The following is a 20055-nucleotide window of genomic DNA, read 5'->3' as shown; positions in this document are numbered from 1 at the left end:
TTGCGGGTAAACAAAAGGAAAGGTGTTAGAACGAGAAGCCGAGGAGGAGGAAGATGGACTTTCTACCCCATGATTACGCAGTAATTGCAGGGCGGCTGCTGCTGGCGGCTTTACTGAGTGGAATGATTGGTGTGGAACGGGAGTCTAAACAACAGGCAGCTGGGCTGCGCACCCACCTGCTCGTTGGAACCGGCTCCTGTTTAATGATGATTTTGTCCGTAACAGGTTTTGATGTATTTATCCAAAATGATGACGGGACGATCCGCTACGATCCTTCGAGGATTCCTTCCTATGTAATCAGCGGAATCGGGTTTTTAGGAGCGGGGACCATCATTGTCCAGCGGGGATCGGTTAGAGGGTTGACCACTGCTGCGTCTATTTGGGTGGCTGCTGGACTAGGGCTTGTTACAGGCATCGGCATGTACTATGTCGCTCTTTTAGCTACAGTTATCGTATTGATCACGTTGTATGTTCTGGAGAAATTGGAAAAAAAGTATTTTTCGTTTCACCGCCAAAAAGAGATTTTAATCATCGCTGAAGATCGGGAAGATACCTTCGAAAAAATTAGTGAATTGTTTGAAGGCAGCGGGATCCCGATTCTCGATTTTCAAATTGAGTCCATTGAAGCCTATAGCGACAGAAAAGTTTCGAGCTATATCATCGTTATTACCGAAGGGCAGCTTAAAAAAGAAATGGAGGTCATAAAAGCATTGCAGTGCTTGGATTTTGTTTCTCATATAAAAATTTAAGAACAGAAAGGATTAGGCTTTGAATGAAAATTCATAGCCTTTTTAGATTGATTTTTCTTGAAATCTGTTCTACTATTTATATAACAACTGTTCTAATAAGAATAGAACAAAGAGGTGGAAGAATGTTTATTGAAATCGAGCCGGACTCGGCTATACCCATTTATCTTCAATTGGCCCAGCAAATCATGGAAGGCATCGCGAGTGAAGAATTAGCGCCTGAAACATCGCTTCCTTCAGTACGAGCTTTTGCAGCGGACTTAGGCATGAACATGCATACGGTAAATAAGGCATATCATTATTTGGAAGAGAAAAAGATGATTGAGATTATTCCAAAGAAGGGTGTTTTCATACACAAAGATGCGGTGCGCTCGGCCACTGCCGAAGAGAAGATTCGTATGGAAGAAGAACTGCGGCCAATTTTGACTGAAGCTTTATGCCTTCAAATAAGCCGGGAAGAATTGGCTGCGATGGTGGAGAAGATGGTAAGGGAAATAAGGGAGGGGTCTAAATGACAATAGGTTTGATGGTTTTCATTCTGGTATTGCTTACGGGAATTCAAGCATTTATGCCTTATTTGGTAAGAGCTACGGATGTTTTTGGCATTTACGTTCCGGAGCCTTATCATCAGCAAAAATTTCTTAGCCGGTTAAAAAAGAATTATAGCGGCTTTGTTCTAGTAGGCGGGCTGGTAGCTGCTGTTTTTTATGCATTAGCGGTGAATTTCTTGAATGTCCAAGAAGGGCAGGCAGTGATATGGGGAGTTGGGCTGCAGTTAGGCCTCGTGGCATTCAGCATGGCTCTTTATTTCAAAAACCATTTGAAAGTGAAAAAAGAAAAACAGGAACAAGGATGGGTACTTGGAAAAAAAGAGAAAGTTATTGTGGACCTTCAGTTCCGCAATGATCTGGAAATGGTTTCGGGCATCGCTTTTTTGCTGCCCATGCTTATCACAATCGGATTAATCGCTTTGACTTTAACGGTCTACAGCCAATTGCCTGAACAGATACCGGTCCATTGGGGAGCAGATGGCGAAGCGGATCGTTTTTCCGATAAAACCATTTTCTCCAGTATTTCGATGCTTTTGATCCTGCTCATTATGCAAGGGCTCTTTTATTTCATCAACCAAGCAAGAAAAACAAGCGGCTCAAAAATCCGGGCCACTCAAAAGGTTCAATCCCGCAAAAGGGAGTTGGCCTCCCGGAAATACGGAAGCTGGCTCCTATTCGTCACTTCTGTAGCCGTGACGCTTTTACTCGGAAGCCTGCAGTTATCCCTTATCTATCCGGAACTTGGCAGTTCACTCTGGGTGATGGCGATGACAATCGGATTCACCATTCTCGTTTTAGCCGTGACTGCTTTTTACACCATCAAAGTAGCCAAGTTCTCTGCAAGTCCTGCAACCGGGGGAAGCGATCCGGATATCATAGATGCAGACAGCGACCGATACTGGAAAGCAGGTCTCTTTTACATCAATAAGGAAGATCCATCGATTATGGTGGAAAAACGGTTCGGCATCGGCTGGACAGTCAATTTAGGAAATCCGAAGAGCTGGATGATTCTATTTTTGCCGCTCGCTGCAATTTTGATCATTGCATTTTTAACCCAGTAAAGTGGTTTTGAAGATAAAAGAAAGGAGGAAAAGTGATGGATCAGTCGACTATAGTCTTATTGCTTTTGCCTATATTGCTCATTCAAATCGGATTAATGATTTTCACATTAATTGACTTGATTAAAAATCCAAATCCAAACGGTCCGAAATGGATGTGGGCCGTCCTCATCGTTGTTGTGAATATCATCGGGCCTATTTTGTACTTAGTGATCGGGAGGCGAAACTATTGACGATTTTAGAAGTTCAGCATTTGACTAAAAGATACGGGGAGCAGCTTGCAGTAAGCAATCTTTCTTTTGCTTTGGAAGAAGGAACAGCAACGGCATTGATTGGACCGAACGGCGCCGGGAAAACCACAGCATTGTCTATGCTAGCCGGGCTGCTTCGGGAAACGAGCGGGTCGATCAAATGGAATCGGGAATCGGGTGTCGGCTTCTTGCCGCAGCATCCTCATTTCTTCCCTTGGATGACGGCGCTTGAATTCATGGAAATGGCTGCGAAGCTGAGTGGAGTGGATTCAAAAAAAGCTTTAGCGCAATCGAAAAAAACATTGGAATTTGTCGGTTTGGGATCGGTTCAAAACAAAAAGACCGGCACATTTTCTGGCGGGATGAAACAGCGGCTCGGCCTTGCACAGGCGATTGTGCATGAACCGAAGCTATTATTGCTGGATGAGCCGGTATCTGCTCTAGACCCGACGGGCCGCAGGGAAGTCATGGATTTGTTGAAATCTTTGCAGCCGGATACGACGATTCTTTACTCCACCCATATTTTGAACGATGCGGAACAAATGACCGATCAACTGCTTTTTATGCAGCAAGGAAAATTAGTTGAGCAAGGATCTTTAGCAGAAGTGAAAGAGCGATACGCGGAACCGCGCATTCGAATCCGTTTCCAGACAGCTGCACAAGCTTCAGCATTTGCTGGGTTTAATTCATTGCCGGCGAGCTTGAATGGCTCGACGTTAGAGCTGGCTACTGGAGAAAATGGCGGTGCGGCTATGAAAAAAGTGTTAGCCCAGCTCGCTGAAAACGCAGAAGGCGTAGTCGGGGTGGAACAGAAGACGGTTTCACTGGAAGAAATTTTCATAAAGGTGGCGGGCGGCAAATGAATCAATTCGGTATTTTATTTCATAAAGAATGGCGAGAAAACCTCCGCAGTTATAAGATTTTCTGGATACCGATTGTTTTTATCCTTTTTGGGATTCTCGAGCCTGTCACGAATTATTTTTTGCCGCAATTATTGGATTCGCTCGGCAATCTGCCGGAAGGGGCAGTCATCGAATTGCCGGTGCCGAAGCCTGAAGAAATTCTGCAGGCAGTCATTGGACAATATCAACTGATCGGGATGGCTATATTGATCTTGGCTTACATGGGGACGATAGCGGGCGAAAGAAGGAGCGGAACAGCCACTTTGCTTTATGTAAGGCCGCTATCATTCCGGGATTATTTCTTGAGTAAATGGCTTATGGCGAGCATTACTGGAGTTATCAGCGTTTGGCTTGGATTGCTGGCTGCTTACTACTATATTTTTCTCCTATTTGATCAAGTGGAAATCATTCCTTTCTTGCAATTTGCAGGAACTTATAGCATCTGGATTTTATTGGTTGTGACGATAGTGCTCGCATCAAGTGCGACCATGCCCAATGCTGGACTCGCGGCAGCCGTTTCCTTAGCTCTTGTTTTTTTCATGCAAATCGTAGATAGCCTAGTCGGAGCTTACTGGACATTTTCTCCGATGAAAATCCCGGCCTACGCAGCGCAATGGCTGTACGGGGGCCCGGATCTGAGCGATTATTGGTGGACTCTTTGCATTGCTTTTGCTTTAATTCTTGCCTTACTCTTCTTCGGAACCTGGATGGCGAAAAAGAAAGCTTCCACTGCAAAAGTTTGACGGCATGCGCCGCAGCAAATAGCTGCGGTTTTTTGCATCTAATCTGGAAGCTGATTAAGGCTGGAATCTGCATCTGGCCTTTTCAAATTCGAAATCCGCTGCTGCTATCTGTTATGATGAAAAAAAGGGGCGAAAAAATATGCTTCATCACGTAGAAATCAATGTATCCGATTTGACGAAAGCACGGGAATTCTATGAAAGCTTTTTGCCGGATTTAGGCTACAAGCTGTATCAGGAATGGCCGGAAGGTTTTAGTTATCGAATGGGTAAGACCTATGTGGTATTTGTCCAAACTGAAGAAGCTTTTTTGCCTGAAGGCTATCACCGGAAAGCGACTGGCTTAAATCATTTGGCGTTTCACGCGGATTCCAGGGGCCATGTAGATGCATTAACGGAAAAAGCCAGGAAAATGGGCTTTCGCATTTTATATGAAGACCGCCATCCATTTGCCGGCGGACCGGACTATTATGCCGTATTTATAGAAGCGCCGGACCGAATGAAGTTCGAAATCGTGGCGCCTGAGTGAAAAAGAGAGAAAATGACTGGTACGAAAAGGAACCTAACCATTCGGCCAACTGTGAATAGAGGTTAAAATATGAAAAAATTAGGTGCTCTATTATTTGTGCTGCTCCTTCTATGGGGCTTTATTTGGGTTAATAATAATTGGATCCAAACGACGGAATTCACCATTGAATCGGACAAGCTGCCTGAGGCTTTTGACGGCAAAAAAATTGTTCAAATTTCCGATTTACATAACGCCAATTTTGGCGAGGGGCAATCGTCTTTAATTGAAAAAGTGGAAGCGGCCAAACCCGATGCCATTTTCCTGACGGGCGATTTGATCGACAGCAATCGCTATGATTTGGATACAAGCTTAACGCTTGTGGATGCCTTGGTCGAAATGAGTGAAGTCTACTATGTTCTTGGAAATCATGAAGTGGCAGTGAACAAAATCGATGAAATTACGGAAGCGCTGGAACAAAGAGGTGTCCATGTATTGATGGACGAATCGATGGACTGGGAAGTGGAAGGTGAATCTGTGCAGATTGCCGGCATCAATGACCCGTTGATCGATGTCCAGCAAACAGAACAGGACTTCACACGCAATGCACTGGCAGATGCAGGCATCGATGAGCGGTTTACACTCTTGTTGGCACACCGTCCGGAAATGTTCAGCATTTACGTAGAAGAAGAAATCGATTTAGTATTTGCAGGGCATGCGCACGGCGGGCAGATCCGTTTCCCAGGTCTTGGCGGCTTATTTGCACCGGGCCAAGGATGGTTTCCGACCATGACAAAAGGGCTTTTCGAAGAACAGTCGACACGTCTGGTGCTGAGCCGTGGCCTAGGCAATAGCGGTTTTCCAGTGAGAATTTTCAATTTACCAGAAATTATCGTGGTCACTTTGGAGAAAGCTTAGTAATTGCCCTATTTTGCCGAAATTCCAAACTTTACAATCTTGAAAACTCAATAAAATAAAAGCGTGCTATAATCGGAGTTAAAATGGAATTCCATGAGCAGCAAGGAGGCGTTTATCATGATAAAAAAGAAAGAAGTATCGCTTCATCCTTACTCATCAAAAGTGGCTGTCACGTACGATTTGCCATCCGATCAGCTTGAATTTACCGGCCTTCCCCGAGACATCATTGAGCGGGATGCGGAAAATCCGTTAAAGCATTTAATCATCATCAAAGCGCGTGATGAAGTGGCTGGATTTTTCGAGCTTGATGAATCCGATGACCGGAAAAAATACTCCAATAATCCCCGGGCCTTATTGCTTCGCGGGTATTCAGTAAACCCTAAATTCCAAGGCCGGGGAATCGCTACAGGCTCAATTTACGCCCTTCCGGAATTTATCAGAAAAGAATATCCGCAATTTGATGAAATTGTACTCGGTGTGAATGCGCGGAATCTTGCGGCGCAGCGGGTTTATGAGAAAGCCGGATTTGAGGATACCGGCCGGCGCTTGATGCGTTCAAAAGGCGAGCAAATCGTCATGTGCCTAAGAGTTGAACAAGCCACTGAAAGTGCTTGAAAAAATAGAAGGGCTGCCCCATAAGTCGAATAACGACTTACCGGGCAGCCCTTTTTTATGCAGCAAAATATAAATGTTTATGCAAACTGCATCCAGGATTAAAAGAGGAATTACATGACGGGCATTCAGAACGGCATTCCAAATACTCCGTAACACTCAATTCTTGGCCGCAGCTGCCGCAAAGAATCGCTTTTTCATGAAAAAGCTCCAAAGGCCATACTTGATGTTGGCCGCATCCGACCGCTTGATGGCATTCAAAGCAAGGGTAGTAGATTCCACAGCAATAAAATTTAATCGCAATGCGGTCTACTTCTGAATGGTAATGCCGACAGCGGGTTTCGGGGTCTACATCCAATCCTTTTACAGTCATTTCGTGTGTCATTCTTTTCACCCCTTTTTCAAAAAAATTTTCAATATAATCGGATTCCTCTTTTAATTATGTTACCCTTATAACGACAAATAATCGAATCAAATTCTTCGGGGCAAGGTGAAATTCCTTACCGGCGGTGAGCAGGAAACTGTAAGTCCGTGACCCGATCTTTAAGCAAATGTAAGCTGCAGGCATCCCCGCCTGAGTTTTTGCATCGCCCAGTTCCGGCATTCGCCGGTTCTGGACATGCCCGTTTGCTGTTGTTAAAGAGCGGTGGAGCTGGTGAAAATCCGGCACCGACAGTGAAAGTCTGGATGGGAGAAGAATTTGAAGGCTTATTTTGTTATACACTTTTTTAATAAACAGCTTTCATTTTTCATTTCGCAGCCAAGAAATGAAGCTTATTTGGTGCACGCTTTTTACGGTGCCGATTAAAAAGTGTATTTTTACCTCTCTTGTTTTTCCTTTCCTTGCCACCCGACAGCCCCTTGGTGGAAAGAATCCAACTTAGCAACATCGAAAGGGTGTCTCTGACACCAAAGAACCCAGCATATCAGAAATACAGGTGCTTTTTGGTATGCACAAAAATAGGCCAGCGTATGGCCAAGCGTTAAAAGAGGAGCGTGATGCATTTGTTTACCGGGATTGTAGAAGAAGTCGGAAAGATCTCTTCCGTTCAGTCCAAATCGCAATCATTGGAACTGGTGATTTCCTGTTCATTGATTTTAGAAGATATGAAGCGGGGCGACAGTATAGCGGTCAACGGAGTCTGCCTGACGGTTTCAAGTTTTGCCCAGCAGTCATTTACTGCCGATGTCATTCCAGAGACTTTCAAATCTTCGGCGCTAAAAGAGCTGGCAAGCGGTTCACCCGTTAATTTAGAACGGGCGATGCCGGCAAATGGACGATTTGGCGGCCATTTCGTCAGCGGCCATATTGATGGGGTCGGCAAGATTCGAGCTGTTAGAAAAGAAGCGAATGCTTGGACAAAAGAAATTGAGATAGAGCCCGCATTGATGAAATACATGATGCATAAAGGTTCGGTTGCAATTGATGGGACTTCTTTGACTATTTTCGGATTAGGAGCCCGTTCGATTATCATCTCCCTAATTCCGACGACCCAAGAAGATTCAGTGCTTGGCAATAAAGGAATCGGTGCACAAGTAAATGTCGAATGCGATTTGCTCGCGAAATATACAGAGCGAATTCAACAGACTGCGCCTAAAATGACGCGTAATTGGTTAGCTGAAAATGGATTCTAATGGAGGTGGAAGTCTTGTTCTATAAAGTTGAAGAAGCCGTGCGTGATTTGAAAGCAGGAAAAGCTGTGATTGTGATTGATGATGAAAACCGTGAGAATGAAGGTGACTTTATTGCCTTGGCTGAATTTGCTACACCTGAAATCATCAATTTAATGGCTGCCGAAGGAAGAGGCTTAATCTGTGCTCCGATTGACGAATCAATTGCGGCTCGATTAAACATGCCCTTGATGACGGATGAAAACACAGATGAGTTTGGAACTGCATTTACGATCAGCATTGACCATAAAGAAACGACAACCGGCATCAGTGCCTTTGAACGTTCCCATACGATTAAAAGTTTGGCGGATCCATTGGCGCAAGCGCGCGACTTTAACCGGCCCGGCCATGTATTCCCGTTGATTGCCAAAAGCGGCGGGGTGCTTACCCGTACCGGACATACTGAAGCGGCAGTGGATTTAGCGAAACTCGCCGGTTCTGTTCCGGCTGGCGTCATATGTGAAATCTTGAAACCAGATGGTACGATGGCGCGTGTCGATGATTTACAGGAAGTGGCCGAACGCTTAGGGCTGGGAATTTTGACGATTGAATCATTGGTTGCATATCGCAAAGAACGCGAAATGGCCATTTGAAAAATATGCTGAGTGCGATAAAAAATTTACATTAGCGATTGCTGATATTAAAAAGGAGCAAATATGATGGCTATACATTACGAAGGTTATTTAAATGGTGAAGGATTACGGATTGGAATAGTGGTGGGGCGCTTCAACGAATTCATTACGAGCAAATTGTTGAGCGGCGCAGAAGATGCGTTAAAGCGCCACGGAGTGAACGAAGATGATGTAGCGATTGCATGGGTCCCGGGAGCTTTCGAGATTCCGCTCGCAGCGAAGAAAATGGCGCAAAGCGGAAAGTACGATGCAATTATCACGCTCGGAACTGTTATTCGCGGTGCAACGCCCCATTTTGACTATGTCTGCAGCGAAGCAGCGAAAGGTGTTTCTAGAGTTAGTGACAGCGCAGGAATTCCGGTTATCTTCGGCGTCTTGACGACCGATTCAATTGAGCAAGCGATTGAACGGGCTGGTACGAAAGCTGGGAATAAGGGCTGGGAATCGGCTGCAGGGGCGATTGAAATGGCTAACTTGATGAAAAAATTGTAATTTATATAAGTTGAACTAATAACTTTTCCCTGTCGATATTCCGCAAAACAGCTGAGCTTGCCGCGGGCTCGCGTCCGCCTGGAGCGATTTCATCACACTACAATTAATTTAGTTCAACCTATATAGGCTCCGGAGCTTTTGCTCCGGAGTTTTTTTGTAGTCAAGACTGGTTTTGAAATAGCTTAGGAAACTAAATAAGGGGAAAGGGGATGGTAAGAGACTATTGAATGGAGGTCTAGGCAATGGCTTATGTCGATATTGGCTCAAAGTTATTTTTTGGATTGATCGCTTTATTGGTGGTTACCCGGCTGCTGGGCAAAAAGGAAATGTCCCAGCTGACGCCTTTTGATTTTATCTATTCGATTGTATTGGGCGGTATTTTAGAAGAAAGCATCTACGATGACAAAGTTTCAAGTTTGCATGTGTGGTTTGCGGTAGCGGTATGGGGTGCTATGCTTTTCGCTATTGAAAAACTATCTCAGAAGTACGATCGGATTCGCGTGTTGCTAAAAGGAGAATCCTCTATTTTGATCCGCGACGGAGAATTCAATATCAAAGAATTGAATAAGAATCATTTGGAAATGGAGCAATTGCGCGTCATGCTCCGCCAACAAGGCGTCTTCTCGCTGCGGGAAGTGCGGGATTTATACCTGGAACCTGGAGGCACCGTTAGTTTAAGGAAATATCCAGAGTTCGGCGAAGTGACTCCTGCTATGCTGGAGTTGGAAGTGAAGGATGAAGCGCTGAATTTTTTATTTATCGATGAGGGGAAAATGAATGAAGAGATTTTAAGGTATGTTGGAAAATCACCAGAGTGGCTGTACGATGAGTTGCAGAAGCTTGGCTACTCCACTTTGAAGGATATTTTATATGCCGAATGGTCAGAAACAGACGGATTTTTCATTAAGACCTATAATGAGGATAAAGACGATGTTAAAAAAGGGAATTAGGAGTGTGGGGCATGGGGAAAGTAATTTATCTAGTCAGGCATTGCCAGGCAACAGGACAGGCGCCTGAAGCCGCGTTAACAAGGGAAGGTGAAAGGCAAGCCCAAGAATTAGCCGGTTTTTTCAAGGAAAAGAAGGTTTCGCATATTATTTCAAGCCCTTTCACGCGTGCCATTCAATCAATTGAACCGACTGCAGACCTCCGGGGAATTCAAATTGAAATTGACAGCCGGCTTTCAGAAAGGGTACTCAGCACTGAGAATTTACCCGACTGGATGGAACGTCTGGAAGAATCATTCGGCAATTTGGATCTGAAGCTGATGGGCGGAGAATCTGGAAACGAAGCCATGGCAAGGGGGCTGGAAGTGGTGGCGAATGCGCCGGACCGTGCGATTCTTGTTTCCCATGGAAATTTAATCGGCTTGTTGTTAAAAAATATGGATGAAAGTTATGGTTACAAAGAATGGCAGCAACTATCCAATCCAGATGTTTATGAAGTTAATATTGAAGAAGGCAGCATCAAGCGCATATGGAGTTGAATAATTAAAATGAAACATTTAACGCACTCATTCGTTAAGTAAAAGGAGGTGACTTGAATGACGAAACCCCGTAATTTTTCCTATATGTTGATATTTGCTTTGCTGTTAATCAAAGTCATTGCGTTCCGTGTGCTGATTTTTGATACACGGTCTATTGTCCACATTATTTTCGTGGAATTTCCAATGTGGGCATTCGCATTAGCCATTTTGCTTTTGATTGTAAAAAAACGGATTTGGTTGGCTGTTGGAATTTATAATTTTATTGTTTCTGCTATCTTTTTCGCGGTGACTCTTTACATTCGCTATTATTCTACTATTCCATCCTATTATGATCTGCAGCAGACCACTCAATCGGCTTCGGTCGGGCACACCATTGCTTTATTGGCCAATCCTTACGACTTTTTATTCTTCCTGGATTTAGTGGTCGTCTTCATGCTAGCGAAACGGTGGGAAGCGCCAAAAAGAGATGCGCTTATGACATATTCCACTATCGGAATTGCAGCTATATGCCTGATCAGCACAGCATATGCATTTAAGCAGCCCATTATCGACGTTTCTTTTTTTGCGAAAGAAAACGGCTATATCCAATCGCAGCTCGTTCAGATGTACCAACGGGCAAATGAGACAGCTCATGCTTCTTCTACTGAGTTGACCGCAAAAGAATTAGAGGAGCTGAAAGGGAATGAATACGTCCCAGTCAACTCTCACGAAACGTTCGGGTTAGCGGAAGGCCGGCACCTATTCATGATTCAAGTGGAGTCTTTGCAAAATTTCACGATCGGCCGAACTTTGGATGGACAGGAAATCACGCCGAATTTAAATGATTTGATCATGGAAAGCGCTTATTTCTCGAATGTCTTTCAACAAATCGGAGCGGGTACTACATCCGATGCCGAGTGGATTGCGAATACAGGGCTTTACGCAGAGGGCATGGTTCCGACCGTTAATAGCTTAAATGGAAAAGAGGCTGTATCGCTTTCCAGAATACTGAGAGATGAGGGGTACGGTTCTGCTACTTACCATGCTGACGATCTGGGCTTTTGGAATCGGAATGTTCTCTATCCGGTGCTCGGCTATGAAGAAGTATATTCAAGCGAAGAAATCCCCGATATGGAAGAAGTGGGCTATGGCCCTTCAGATGAAGTGCTATTTGATTTTGTAATAGAAAAATTGCCCGGGCAATTAAAAAAGAACGAGCGATTCTATTCGAATATCGTTACGTTAACGAGCCACACGCCGTTTGTTTTGCCTGAAGAAATGCGCTATTTGGATCTACCCGATGCTTATATCGACACCTATACAGGGAATTACTTGCAATCGATTCGCTATGCTGATGAGCAAATCGGCAATTTTATCAGCGACTTAAAGAAAACAGGGCTTTACGATGAATCGCTGATTGTTGTATTTGGAGACCATTCAGGGCTGCACGGGTCTCCTGTAACAAAAGAAGATGAATTGCTCCTTGAAGAATTTATCGGCCACCCTTATACGATGAAAGACCGTTTTACGATTCCCCTCATAATGGCTGGAGGCAATTTATTTGAAGGGCATCAAATGACGCGTTTAGGCGGCCAAGTGGATATTATGCCGACGATTTTAGCGTTGCTTGGAGTTGATGCTGATACCCCAATGATCGGCCATAATCTATTCGAATATAAGAAAAACCTTTTAGGGATGCGCTATTATATGCCGGGAGGATCATTTATTCAATCCGAGCAATTGTATAAAGCGGCCGGGGCAAGGCTTCCCGATACTATGTACGATATGAAGACGATGGACGGACGCGCCAAAAACAGCGAAACCAAAAAACATAAGAAAAACGCCTTGGAAATCTTGAAGTACAGCGACACTTTATTGAAACCATATATTGAAAAGTGAATGAGTAGGCGGAAAAGAGTGAATTGTTTATAATATGGAGTAAACATGGGAAAAGGGGGACTGGACAGTGGTCAGAGAATTTGAAGAAGAAGTAAACCGCATGATGGACCAAATGTTTGAAAATGAAATGAAAAAAGTGAATGACTTATTGGATCAGGAATTGCTCATTTCGCTGATTGGAGAAGTCAACGCTGGAAAATCTTCTACGGTCAATAAAATAATCGGTGAAGATATCGCCAGTACGAATCCAATGCCTGGCGAAACGGTGAGCGTCGATCCTTATAATATTCGCGGGCTGGAGAACATCAAGTTCATGGATACCCCTGGACTTAATGACCCGAACGATGAAAATCCGAAGAAAACGCTTGAGTTTGTCCAAAAATCCGATGTCGTGCTGTTCTTTTTGAACGCGGCAGGTACGGTTTTCTCGGACAGCGAGAAAGAAAAGTTCATGGGCATCGAAAAGCACAACAAAGACATTTTGATCGTTTTGAACAAAATCGATGCGGCGGAGAACATTCCGTCAATCGTCCAATTTGTTAAAAACCATACGAACAATAAATACAAAGTCATTCCGATTTCTTCGAAGACCGGAGAAAATTTGGAAACATTGAAGAAGGAAATTCTTTTTTTGCTCGAGAAGAAGGGTAAAGACCTGCTCTTCGCCAAAAGCATGAAAGAAAAATCTGCTGCAGCGAACCGCTGGATCATCGGTTCAGGTGTTTCGGCAGGCGTAATCGGTGCTTCTCCGATTCCCGGATCGGATGTCATTCCGTTGACCTCATTGCAAGTGGGGATGATCATCAAGTTATCGAAGCTATATGATAAGCCGTTGACAAAAAAAGCGGCAAAAGACATGATTGTCATCACGGCCACTCAAACAATCGGCCATACAATCTACCGCCAAGCCTTGAAATTCATTCCGGGTGCGGGTTCCGTTATTGGCGGAACCGTGGCATCCGCCATGACGCTTGCCCTCGGCTACGGTGTAAAGTACGCCTATGAAAATAACATTGCCATCGACTATGATATGATCGGCGATCTGTTCCAAAAATACAAAAAACGCGAAAAAAAAGCTTAATCGTTTAAACCGCTTCTTATTGAAGCGGTTTTTTATGTGTGCGGGTTCCGTTTCACTTGCGCCTTTTTCGAATGTGATTTACTTTTATAAAAACAGGCAGCGGAGGTAAGACATGAAAATTTTGGTAGTGGAAGACAACCCAAGCGTCAGCTCGATGCTGGATTTGTTTTTTTCAAAAGAAGGAATAGAAGGCAGTTTTGCTTCAGACGGATTAGAAGGATACCGGATGTATACTGAAAATAATTATGACTTGCTCATCCTCGACTGGATGCTCCCAGGAATGGACGGCATCGCCCTTTGCCGCAAAATCCGCGAACAGGGCGATGCGGTGCCAATCATTATGCTGACAGCGAAAGACAGCGAATCGGATCAAGTCATTGGTTTTGAAATGGGTGCGGATGATTATGTGACGAAGCCTTTCAGTCCATTGACCTTAATGGCGCGCATCAAAGCGGTGACAAGGCGGTCGCTGAAAAATGATCAGGTCCATGCGAATGTGATCAAAACCCGGCATTTTCAAGTGAATCAGGAGACGAGAGCTGTGCTGAAAGATGGCGAAGCTGTCCAAAGCCTGACGCCAAAGGAATTCGACTTATTGGTATTTTTCCTGCAGCATCCAAAGCAAGTATTCAGCAGGGAGCAATTGCTCGAACAGGTATGGGGATATCAATATTACGGAGATGAGCGGACGGTGGATGTCCACATTAAGAGGCTCCGTAAAAAAATAGCGGGTGGAGAAGGGCTTTTCCATACGGTTTGGGGAGTTGGCTATAAATTTGAAGAATTTGCGGATTAAGTATTTTTATCAGCTAATTGCCAGCCATCTGAGCATTCTGCTCATCGCATTTTTGATTTTGAGCCTGTTATTTGTCCGTTATGTCGAAGACTTTGCCTACCAAGATAAAGCTGAAGAACTGGAAAGCTATGGACAGCAAATTCTTCAAGCGCTTGAGCAGTCGCGGCCAGGAACCGGCATCCAATCCTTTGTTCCGATTCTCCGGTCACAGAATATCGACTTCATCGTCTTTGATCAGCAAAGCCGGATTCTCTACCCGGTTTCAGGCGCTTTTCCAACAGTTGAACTGACAAGGGATGAATGGAATGTGATTGAACAAGGCGAAACGCTTGTTGTTAAACGGGATGTTGAGCGCTTTGAAAGCACCGTCACGTTTGTCGCATTGCCTTATGTCGATAACGGCCGGTTGGTCGGAGGGGTGCTTCTTGCTTCACCGATCAGCGGCACAAGTGAAATGATTTCAGAACTCAATAAATCCCTTTTGACCACCATTTTGATCGCTTTAGCAATTGCATTGCTTTTGAGTTTATTATTATCCAAAATGCATGTTAGCCGGCTTCAGCGGATGCAAAAAGCGACGGCGATGATCAGTGAAGGCCATTACGATGTAAACTTGCCTGAATCCAATTTCGATGAATTCGGTGATTTGGCGGAAGACTTCAATCAAATGGCCCGAAAGCTCCGGCAGTCCAGTGAGGAAATCGACCGGCTTGAGAATCGGCGGCGCCAGTTTATGGCAGACGTTTCGCATGAAATGCGGACGCCTTTAACGACAATAGCAGGGGTCATAGAAGGGCTTCGCAATAATATGATCGAAGAAGACCAGCGGGAAAAAGGAATTCGGCTTGTCAGCGATGAGACGAAGCGCCTTATGCGCCTGGTTAATGAGAACTTGGATTATGAAAAAATCCGTTCCAACCAAGTTGAATTGGAAAAAGAGGAGATTGAAGCGGAAGAGCTGCTGGAAATTATTCAGGAACAGCTTGAGCTGCAAGCTGCCAAGAAGAACAATCGAATTGTGGTGGAAACGGAACCGGGCCAAGTCATTTACGGAGATATGGACCGGTTGATCCAGATTTTGACGAATATCGTTAGAAACAGCATCCAGTTCACCGAAAACGGACAGATTATTTTAAGGTCATTTCGTACGCCGGGATTCATGGTGATTGAAGTGGAAGACAACGGAGTTGGCATTGATGTTGCGGAAATCGATTTGATTTGGCGGCGCTTTTATAAATCCGATCTTTCAAGAGGCAGCGGCCAATTTGGCTTAGGCCTTTCCATCGTGAGACAGCTTGTCACTTTGCATGACGGGGATATTCAAGTAGAAAGCGAAAAAGGCAAAGGAACGAAGTTCAGTATTCAACTTCCCCACAAAAAAGCTTGAAACCAGTTTTCCATAAGAGCCCGCGAAGAAAAGCATTCTTTTCTTCGCGGGCTCTTCAACTTTACATCTCTGTTAAAACTTCGGTCATAGTTTGTTCATAATTGCTTGGTAAAGTGTTGTTAACAGGAAAAGAAAGAGGGCTGAATATGAAACAAGCAGTATATATCGCAATTGGCATCATCGCAGCATCAGCAATTTTTTTAATTGCCGGATTCATGAATGGAGATTCTGAAGCGGTTGCGACAGTAAATGGCAAAGAAATTGAGAAGGACGCATTTTATGAAGAATTGGTAAAAACGGCAGGACCTGATGCACTGAACGCCATGATCACCGATGAAATTCTGAAGCAAGAAGCTGAAAAAGCGAATATAAAAGTAACTCAGGAAGAATTAGATCAAGAAATGGCCGTCTATGAAAAATCATATGGTGGGGAAGAAGCATTAGCTGCAGCCGTGGAATCGAGCGGAATGACCATGGAAGATTTGACAAACGAAATGGAAACCTATGTAAAAATCGAAAAACTGCTTGGTCCGGATATTGAAGTGACGGAAGAAGAAATTGAAAGCTATTTTAAAGAAAACAAGGAAAGCTTGGCACAGCCTGCTCAAGTGGAAGCAAGCCATATACTTACAGCAACCAAAGAAGAAGCTGATGAAGTAAAAGGCAAACTAGCGGATGGCGGAGATTTTGCTGAATTGGCTAAAGAATATTCAACAGATGCGGCAACAGCCCAAAACGGCGGAGAGCTTGGGTTCTTTGGGACTGGCGAAATGGCAGTTGAATTCGAAGAAGCGGCATTTTCTATGAACGTCGATGAAATTAGCGAGCCGGTAGAAACGGATTTCGGCTTCCATATCATACAAGTGACAGATAAAAAAGAAGCGGCGGAGGCGACGCTTGAAGACAGCAGAGATCAAATCAAAGAATTGCTTTTCGATCAAAAGTTGAACGCGGAATATACATCGTGGATTGCAGAAAAACAAGAATCCTATGAAATTGAAAATACATTAAACTGAGGAGGAATCATCAATGGGATACTATAATTCAAGTGAACCGAAGAAAAAACGCAGCGGCTATTTCGCTTCAAGTTTTAGCGGATTGATTGCAGGGGCGCTCCTTGTCGGAGTAGTGCTCCCGGGCTTTACAGACAATGAGCAAGCTACCGAATCAGCTGTAAACGGCACTTCCACTACAGAAGCGTCTGAGCATGTCCAGAATGTTTCCCAGATTGTTACGACCGACGTGACGGAAACAGTTGAACAGACTTCGGGAGCTGTAGTCGGGGTTTCCAATCTTCAGAAAGCGCAACTAAACCCTTTTATGCCGGCCGCGGATGCTGAGGCTAAAGAGGCAGGTGTGGGTTCCGGCGTCATTTATAAAAAAGACGGTGAATCGGCTTATATCGTGACGAATAACCACGTGGTCGAAGGTGCTGAACAGGTAGTAGTGACATTGGCGGATGAAACCGAATTGGAAGCGGAAGTATTAGGGACAGATGCCTGGACAGATTTAGCCGTTTTAAAAGTGGCAGGAGACAGCATTGAGACGGTGGCAGAGTTCGGCGATTCTTCTGTGTTAAAAGCAGGAGAGCCGGTTATCGCAATCGGCAATCCACTCGGCCTTCAATTTTCGGGTTCGGTTACAACGGGCGTCATTTCCGGAACTGAGCGGTTAATTCCGATTGATATTAACCAAGACGGCAAAGAAGATTGGCAGTCTGAAGTTATCCAGACGGATGCCGCGATCAATCCAGGAAACAGCGGCGGCGCTTTGATCAATAGCCTTGGCCAATTAATCGGAATCAACTCGATGAAAATCGCCCAAGATGCAGTCGAAGGAATCGGTTTAGCCATTCCGATTAATTCAGCCATTCCGATCATCGAAGATTTGGAATCGAAAGGCGAAGTGGAGCGTCCCTCAATTGGTGTCGGCATTATGGACTTAGCCGATATTCCGCAGCAATACCGGGAAAGTGAACTGAATTTGCCAGCTGATGTCAAGGGCGGCATCGTTGTTCAATCTGTTGCGGATGGCTCCGGTGCAGCGAAAGCGGGAATAGAAGCGTACGACGTCATTGTGGAAATGGACGGGGAAGCTGTCAATTCAGTCATGGAGCTTCGCCAGCATTTATACAATGAAAGCGAAATTGGCGATACGTTAAAAGTGAAGGTCTACAGAGACGGAAAAATACAGGAATTTGAAGTTGAATTGACTGAAAGCCTATAAAAAGAAAAAGCTGCCGAATGACTTCGGCAGCTTTTTTATGGCAAGTTATTATTCTTTTCTGGAAATATACAAGGGATTAATTACTGAAAAGTCCCCACATATTGGAACTGATTCCCCAAATAATGATAGCTATCACAAGAATGACAAAAATCACGATTCCGATTTGTACCGGACGATAGCCAGTCGTTCGAGGTTCTTGCAGCCCTTCTTTTTGAGCTGGAGGGCGTTGCATCGTTTCTTCATTTTCTTTCATATACTTTTCTTCTTTAGGATCTTTTTCGCTCATCATATTACCTCCTCAAGTCTATCTCGTTATAATCCAATACCCTTAAACAAAGGTTTTTAATCAAAGAACTTCTCTTCTTCCTTTTCTTCAAGGCTGGTTAACTTTTTGGCAAGTTCCCGGCCGAATAAAGGAGAAGACTGAGGATCACGCCCTGTGAGGATTTGTTCGCTTCCCCAAACCACATACTCTTTTTCATCAGAGCCATCTGAATAATCCGCAATTTTTCTCAATTCATCTTCTAAGCTGAATGGCAATAACCCATCCACTTCTTTAGGTTCCATTTTGTTTGGATAGCCCGTCACTTTCAATCCTTCCAAAATGCCTTTGCCGTTTCTTAACTTCGTATAGACAAGCGGCGCAGGCCCGTGGCACACAGCGGATACGATGCCGCCCATATCGTAGATGATGTTAATGACGGCTTGCAAATCTTCATCGTGCGCAAGGTCAAACATGGCCCCGTGGCCGCCAACGATGAAGATTGCATCATAATCGCTCGCTTTGACGTCAACAATCGGAGTCGTTTTATCAGCAATTCCGCGTTCATATAATTCTTTGTATTTTCCGTCCGGATCGTACTCTTTGCTGAGGCTAAGCGGATCGACCACAGGTTTTCCGCCTTTTGGCGAAGCCAGCCCGACAATATGGCCTTCTTTTTCCAGTTCCAATACGGGAGCGAATAATTCCTCTGCCCACCATCCTGTAACGTAATTATGTTCTTCGTTCACATGTCCATTGGAAAGGACTGCTAATACTTTTGCCATTATGTTTTCCTCCTCAGAGAATCTAATCTATTTGTTCATTTACCCTTTCGCAGGAAGCTGAAACGTTCCCCAAAGCCTCAGAGCTTGTCAGATTTTTTCCAGTGCGTCAAAAAATCAAAATCATTGACTCCTAGCAAAAAAACCAGTACGTTTGATTTGTTATCTAATTATTTGGAAAAATAAAAACAGGAAAGAGGATGAGAAAATGTCAGCATTATTCACTACATCTGTAATTGCAACCGGAGGAAGATCAGGAAGAGTGGTATCTGAAGACAATATCATTGATATGCAGCTTGTTTCACCCAAAGAATTAGGAGGACCGGGCGGGGAAGGAACTAACCCTGAGCAGCTTTTTGCAGCCGGATACTCAGCTTGCTTTGATGGCGCTTTGAATTTAGTGATCCGTAAACAAAAAGCGGACGTATCGAGCACATCAGTTAAAGCGGATGTCCACTTTTTAAAAGACGAATCTGACGGCGGCTATAAAATTGCCGTGACATTGAATGTATCGGTTCAAGGTGTGGACCAAGAGAAAGCGGAAGAACTTGTGGAAGCCGCTCATCAAGTATGTCCGTATTCAAAAGCTACAAGAGGAAATATTGATGTCGAATTAAAAGTGAATTAAACCATAGCCTTACAAAAGCCGTTTGGAGATTTTAACAATTCCAACGGCTTTTTTGTGTAAAACACATATAGGTTTATGACTCTTAGATTAAAAGGTTATCAAAATACATTAAATGGTTTTAATAAGGAAGTGAAGGGTATTCACATAATGTGCATTTAAATTCAAGAAAGGAGGAAAAAGGATGGAGAAGAACCAAAGAGACCATGAAAAGAAATTAAAAGACGTGGAACATGAAAAAAGAGAATCCGGGAACAACAGATATACCTCTAGCGACGAAGAAAAATCCTCCATTACCGAGAGAGGGCAACCCGAAAGAAATTCTACAGAAAAGAACAGCAGTGGCAAAATAAGCGATGACCCATTTAATGCCGGAGGCAACGATTCGGATTATGATGGCGGACACCCAGCTGATGTTTCCTCAGATAAACGGTGAAAGCCGCTTAGACTCCAA

24 protein-coding genes, 1 pseudogene and 1 riboswitch are annotated in these 20055 nt (G+C 44.2%); of the genes and pseudogenes, 22 read left to right on the top strand and 3 right to left on the bottom strand.

Annotated features, from left to right (window positions below; all coding sequences use genetic code 11):
- Positions 1-53: 53 nt before the first annotated feature.
- From NFU07_RS06865 to NFU07_RS06825, 9 genes are all read left to right on the top strand, one after another.
- The gene (locus NFU07_RS06865; protein ID WP_251476119.1) at positions 54-749 is read left to right on the top strand and encodes an MgtC/SapB family protein; all 696 of its coding nucleotides are present in this window, start codon (positions 54-56) and stop codon (positions 747-749) included.
- Between the two features lie 122 nt (positions 750-871).
- Positions 872-1261: a GntR family transcriptional regulator gene (locus NFU07_RS06860; protein WP_251476117.1), complete on the top strand. Its 390-nt coding sequence runs from the start codon at positions 872-874 to the stop codon at positions 1259-1261.
- Positions 1258-2358: a DUF1648 domain-containing protein gene (locus tag NFU07_RS06855; RefSeq protein WP_251476115.1), complete on the top strand. Its 1101-nt coding sequence runs from the start codon at positions 1258-1260 to the stop codon at positions 2356-2358. The genes NFU07_RS06860 and NFU07_RS06855 overlap by 4 nt, the downstream gene beginning before the upstream one ends.
- A gap of 35 nt (positions 2359-2393) precedes the next feature.
- Positions 2394-2588: a PLD nuclease N-terminal domain-containing protein gene (locus NFU07_RS06850; RefSeq protein ID WP_235197303.1), complete on the top strand. Its 195-nt coding sequence runs from the start codon at positions 2394-2396 to the stop codon at positions 2586-2588.
- Positions 2585-3469, top strand: coding sequence for an ABC transporter ATP-binding protein (locus NFU07_RS06845; protein ID WP_251476113.1), 885 nt, complete (start codon positions 2585-2587; stop codon positions 3467-3469). The genes NFU07_RS06850 and NFU07_RS06845 overlap by 4 nt, the downstream gene beginning before the upstream one ends.
- A complete protein-coding gene (locus NFU07_RS06840; protein ID WP_251476111.1) occupies positions 3466-4251 on the top strand; it encodes an ABC transporter permease in 786 nt (261 codons plus the stop codon). Before NFU07_RS06845 ends, NFU07_RS06840 begins: the two co-directional genes overlap by 4 nt.
- Before the next feature lie 139 nt (positions 4252-4390).
- Positions 4391-4777 carry a VOC family protein gene (locus NFU07_RS06835; protein WP_251476110.1) on the top strand — a complete coding sequence of 129 codons (387 nt, stop codon included), beginning with the start codon at positions 4391-4393 and terminating at the stop codon, positions 4775-4777.
- Positions 4778-4846: 69 nt separating this feature from the next.
- Positions 4847-5671, top strand: a complete 825-nt coding sequence (locus NFU07_RS06830; protein ID WP_251476108.1) for a metallophosphoesterase — start codon at positions 4847-4849, stop codon at positions 5669-5671.
- A gap of 117 nt (positions 5672-5788) precedes the next feature.
- A complete protein-coding gene (locus tag NFU07_RS06825) occupies positions 5789-6286 on the top strand; it encodes a GNAT family N-acetyltransferase (RefSeq protein WP_251476106.1) in 498 nt (165 codons plus the stop codon).
- A 55-nt stretch (positions 6287-6341) separates the two neighbouring features.
- Here NFU07_RS06825 and NFU07_RS06820 read toward each other — a convergent pair whose 3' ends face one another.
- Positions 6342-6668, bottom strand: coding sequence for a CHY zinc finger protein (locus NFU07_RS06820; protein ID WP_251476104.1), 327 nt, complete (start codon positions 6666-6668; stop codon positions 6342-6344).
- 87 nt (positions 6669-6755) lie between these two features.
- Positions 6756-6986, top strand: a riboswitch (FMN riboswitch).
- Positions 6987-7288: 302 nt separating this feature from the next.
- Between NFU07_RS06820 and ribE the strand changes: the two genes are divergently transcribed.
- The 11 genes and pseudogenes from ribE to NFU07_RS06765 all read left to right on the top strand — a co-directional run bounded on the left by ribE (position 7289) and on the right by NFU07_RS06765 (position 17932).
- Positions 7289-7918, top strand: coding sequence for a riboflavin synthase (gene ribE, locus NFU07_RS06815; RefSeq protein ID WP_251477139.1), 630 nt, complete (start codon positions 7289-7291; stop codon positions 7916-7918).
- Between the two features lie 14 nt (positions 7919-7932).
- A pseudogene (ribB, locus tag NFU07_RS06810) lies at positions 7933-8544 on the top strand (3,4-dihydroxy-2-butanone-4-phosphate synthase); the annotation flags it as partial.
- A gap of 69 nt (positions 8545-8613) precedes the next feature.
- Positions 8614-9078, top strand: coding sequence for a 6,7-dimethyl-8-ribityllumazine synthase (ribH, locus tag NFU07_RS06805; protein WP_251476102.1), 465 nt, complete (start codon positions 8614-8616; stop codon positions 9076-9078).
- Positions 9079-9320: 242 nt separating this feature from the next.
- Positions 9321-10028 (top strand): DUF421 domain-containing protein, encoded by a 708-nt coding sequence (locus NFU07_RS06800; protein WP_251476100.1) that lies wholly within the window; start codon positions 9321-9323, stop codon positions 10026-10028.
- 11 nt (positions 10029-10039) lie between these two features.
- The gene (locus NFU07_RS06795) at positions 10040-10564 is read left to right on the top strand and encodes a histidine phosphatase family protein (RefSeq protein ID WP_251476098.1); all 525 of its coding nucleotides are present in this window, start codon (positions 10040-10042) and stop codon (positions 10562-10564) included.
- Between the two features lie 57 nt (positions 10565-10621).
- Positions 10622-12442: an LTA synthase family protein gene (locus NFU07_RS06790; protein ID WP_251476095.1), complete on the top strand. Its 1821-nt coding sequence runs from the start codon at positions 10622-10624 to the stop codon at positions 12440-12442.
- Between the two features lie 67 nt (positions 12443-12509).
- Positions 12510-13523, top strand: a complete 1014-nt coding sequence (locus tag NFU07_RS06785; protein ID WP_251476093.1) for a GTPase — start codon at positions 12510-12512, stop codon at positions 13521-13523.
- A 112-nt stretch (positions 13524-13635) separates the two neighbouring features.
- Positions 13636-14319, top strand: a complete 684-nt coding sequence (locus NFU07_RS06780; RefSeq protein WP_251476091.1) for a response regulator transcription factor — start codon at positions 13636-13638, stop codon at positions 14317-14319.
- On the top strand, positions 14300-15706 hold the full coding sequence (locus NFU07_RS06775; RefSeq protein ID WP_251476089.1) for a sensor histidine kinase: 1407 nt from the start codon (positions 14300-14302) through the stop codon (positions 15704-15706). Before NFU07_RS06780 ends, NFU07_RS06775 begins: the two co-directional genes overlap by 20 nt.
- A gap of 146 nt (positions 15707-15852) precedes the next feature.
- Entirely contained in the window at positions 15853-16722 is an 870-nt protein-coding gene (locus tag NFU07_RS06770) for a peptidylprolyl isomerase (protein WP_251476087.1), read from the top strand.
- Between the two features lie 13 nt (positions 16723-16735).
- Positions 16736-17932 carry a S1C family serine protease gene (locus NFU07_RS06765; RefSeq protein WP_251476085.1) on the top strand — a complete coding sequence of 399 codons (1197 nt, stop codon included), beginning with the start codon at positions 16736-16738 and terminating at the stop codon, positions 17930-17932.
- Between the two features lie 76 nt (positions 17933-18008).
- On the opposite strand, the gene NFU07_RS06760 is transcribed toward NFU07_RS06765, so the two are convergent.
- Positions 18009-18218 (bottom strand): preprotein translocase subunit SecE, encoded by a 210-nt coding sequence (locus NFU07_RS06760; protein WP_251476083.1) that lies wholly within the window; start codon positions 18216-18218, stop codon positions 18009-18011.
- Positions 18219-18274: 56 nt separating this feature from the next.
- The gene (locus tag NFU07_RS06755; protein WP_251476081.1) at positions 18275-18979 is read right to left on the bottom strand and encodes a type 1 glutamine amidotransferase domain-containing protein; all 705 of its coding nucleotides are present in this window, start codon (positions 18977-18979) and stop codon (positions 18275-18277) included.
- Positions 18980-19184: 205 nt separating this feature from the next.
- Here NFU07_RS06755 and NFU07_RS06750 point away from each other — a divergent pair, with 205 nt between their 5' ends.
- Positions 19185-19604 carry an organic hydroperoxide resistance protein gene (locus NFU07_RS06750; protein WP_251476079.1) on the top strand — a complete coding sequence of 140 codons (420 nt, stop codon included), beginning with the start codon at positions 19185-19187 and terminating at the stop codon, positions 19602-19604.
- 181 nt (positions 19605-19785) lie between these two features.
- Positions 19786-20037 (top strand): hypothetical protein, encoded by a 252-nt coding sequence (locus NFU07_RS06745; protein ID WP_251476077.1) that lies wholly within the window; start codon positions 19786-19788, stop codon positions 20035-20037.
- Positions 20038-20055 lie beyond the last annotated feature (18 nt).

This window comes from Planococcus sp. NCCP-2050 (genome assembly GCF_023708025.1).
In the GTDB taxonomy this organism is placed as follows: domain Bacteria; phylum Bacillota; class Bacilli; order Bacillales_A; family Planococcaceae; genus Planococcus.
The sequence above is the reverse complement of the archived record's forward strand: the minus strand, read 5'-3'. Positions and strand labels throughout refer to the sequence as shown.

What these genes read in the sequence shown, in the direction of transcription:
- NFU07_RS06835 (WP_251476110.1), top strand. Translation starts at nt 4,391, where the DNA reads ATGCTTCATCACGTAGAAATCAATGTATCCGATTTGACGAAAGCACGG.
- NFU07_RS06750 (WP_251476079.1), top strand. Translation starts at nt 19,185, where the DNA reads ATGTCAGCATTATTCACTACATCTGTAATTGCAACCGGAGGAAGATCA.
- NFU07_RS06820 (WP_251476104.1), bottom strand. Translation starts at nt 6,668, where the DNA reads ATGACACACGAAATGACTGTAAAAGGATTGGATGTAGACCCCGAAACC.
- NFU07_RS06825 (WP_251476106.1), top strand. Translation starts at nt 5,789, where the DNA reads ATGATAAAAAAGAAAGAAGTATCGCTTCATCCTTACTCATCAAAAGTG.
- NFU07_RS06830 (WP_251476108.1), top strand. Translation starts at nt 4,847, where the DNA reads ATGAAAAAATTAGGTGCTCTATTATTTGTGCTGCTCCTTCTATGGGGC.
- NFU07_RS06795 (WP_251476098.1), top strand. Translation starts at nt 10,040, where the DNA reads ATGGGGAAAGTAATTTATCTAGTCAGGCATTGCCAGGCAACAGGACAG.
- NFU07_RS06790 (WP_251476095.1), top strand. Translation starts at nt 10,622, where the DNA reads ATGACGAAACCCCGTAATTTTTCCTATATGTTGATATTTGCTTTGCTG.
- NFU07_RS06860 (WP_251476117.1), top strand. Translation starts at nt 872, where the DNA reads ATGTTTATTGAAATCGAGCCGGACTCGGCTATACCCATTTATCTTCAA.
- ribH (WP_251476102.1), top strand. Translation starts at nt 8,614, where the DNA reads ATGGCTATACATTACGAAGGTTATTTAAATGGTGAAGGATTACGGATT.
- NFU07_RS06745 (WP_251476077.1), top strand. Translation starts at nt 19,786, where the DNA reads ATGGAGAAGAACCAAAGAGACCATGAAAAGAAATTAAAAGACGTGGAA.
- NFU07_RS06865 (WP_251476119.1), top strand. Translation starts at nt 54, where the DNA reads ATGGACTTTCTACCCCATGATTACGCAGTAATTGCAGGGCGGCTGCTG.
- NFU07_RS06755 (WP_251476081.1), bottom strand. Translation starts at nt 18,979, where the DNA reads ATGGCAAAAGTATTAGCAGTCCTTTCCAATGGACATGTGAACGAAGAA.
- NFU07_RS06855 (WP_251476115.1), top strand. Translation starts at nt 1,258, where the DNA reads ATGACAATAGGTTTGATGGTTTTCATTCTGGTATTGCTTACGGGAATT.
- NFU07_RS06765 (WP_251476085.1), top strand. Translation starts at nt 16,736, where the DNA reads ATGGGATACTATAATTCAAGTGAACCGAAGAAAAAACGCAGCGGCTAT.
- NFU07_RS06780 (WP_251476091.1), top strand. Translation starts at nt 13,636, where the DNA reads ATGAAAATTTTGGTAGTGGAAGACAACCCAAGCGTCAGCTCGATGCTG.
- NFU07_RS06800 (WP_251476100.1), top strand. Translation starts at nt 9,321, where the DNA reads ATGGCTTATGTCGATATTGGCTCAAAGTTATTTTTTGGATTGATCGCT.
- NFU07_RS06840 (WP_251476111.1), top strand. Translation starts at nt 3,466, where the DNA reads ATGAATCAATTCGGTATTTTATTTCATAAAGAATGGCGAGAAAACCTC.
- NFU07_RS06770 (WP_251476087.1), top strand. Translation starts at nt 15,853, where the DNA reads ATGAAACAAGCAGTATATATCGCAATTGGCATCATCGCAGCATCAGCA.
- NFU07_RS06760 (WP_251476083.1), bottom strand. Translation starts at nt 18,218, where the DNA reads ATGAGCGAAAAAGATCCTAAAGAAGAAAAGTATATGAAAGAAAATGAA.
- NFU07_RS06850 (WP_235197303.1), top strand. Translation starts at nt 2,394, where the DNA reads ATGGATCAGTCGACTATAGTCTTATTGCTTTTGCCTATATTGCTCATT.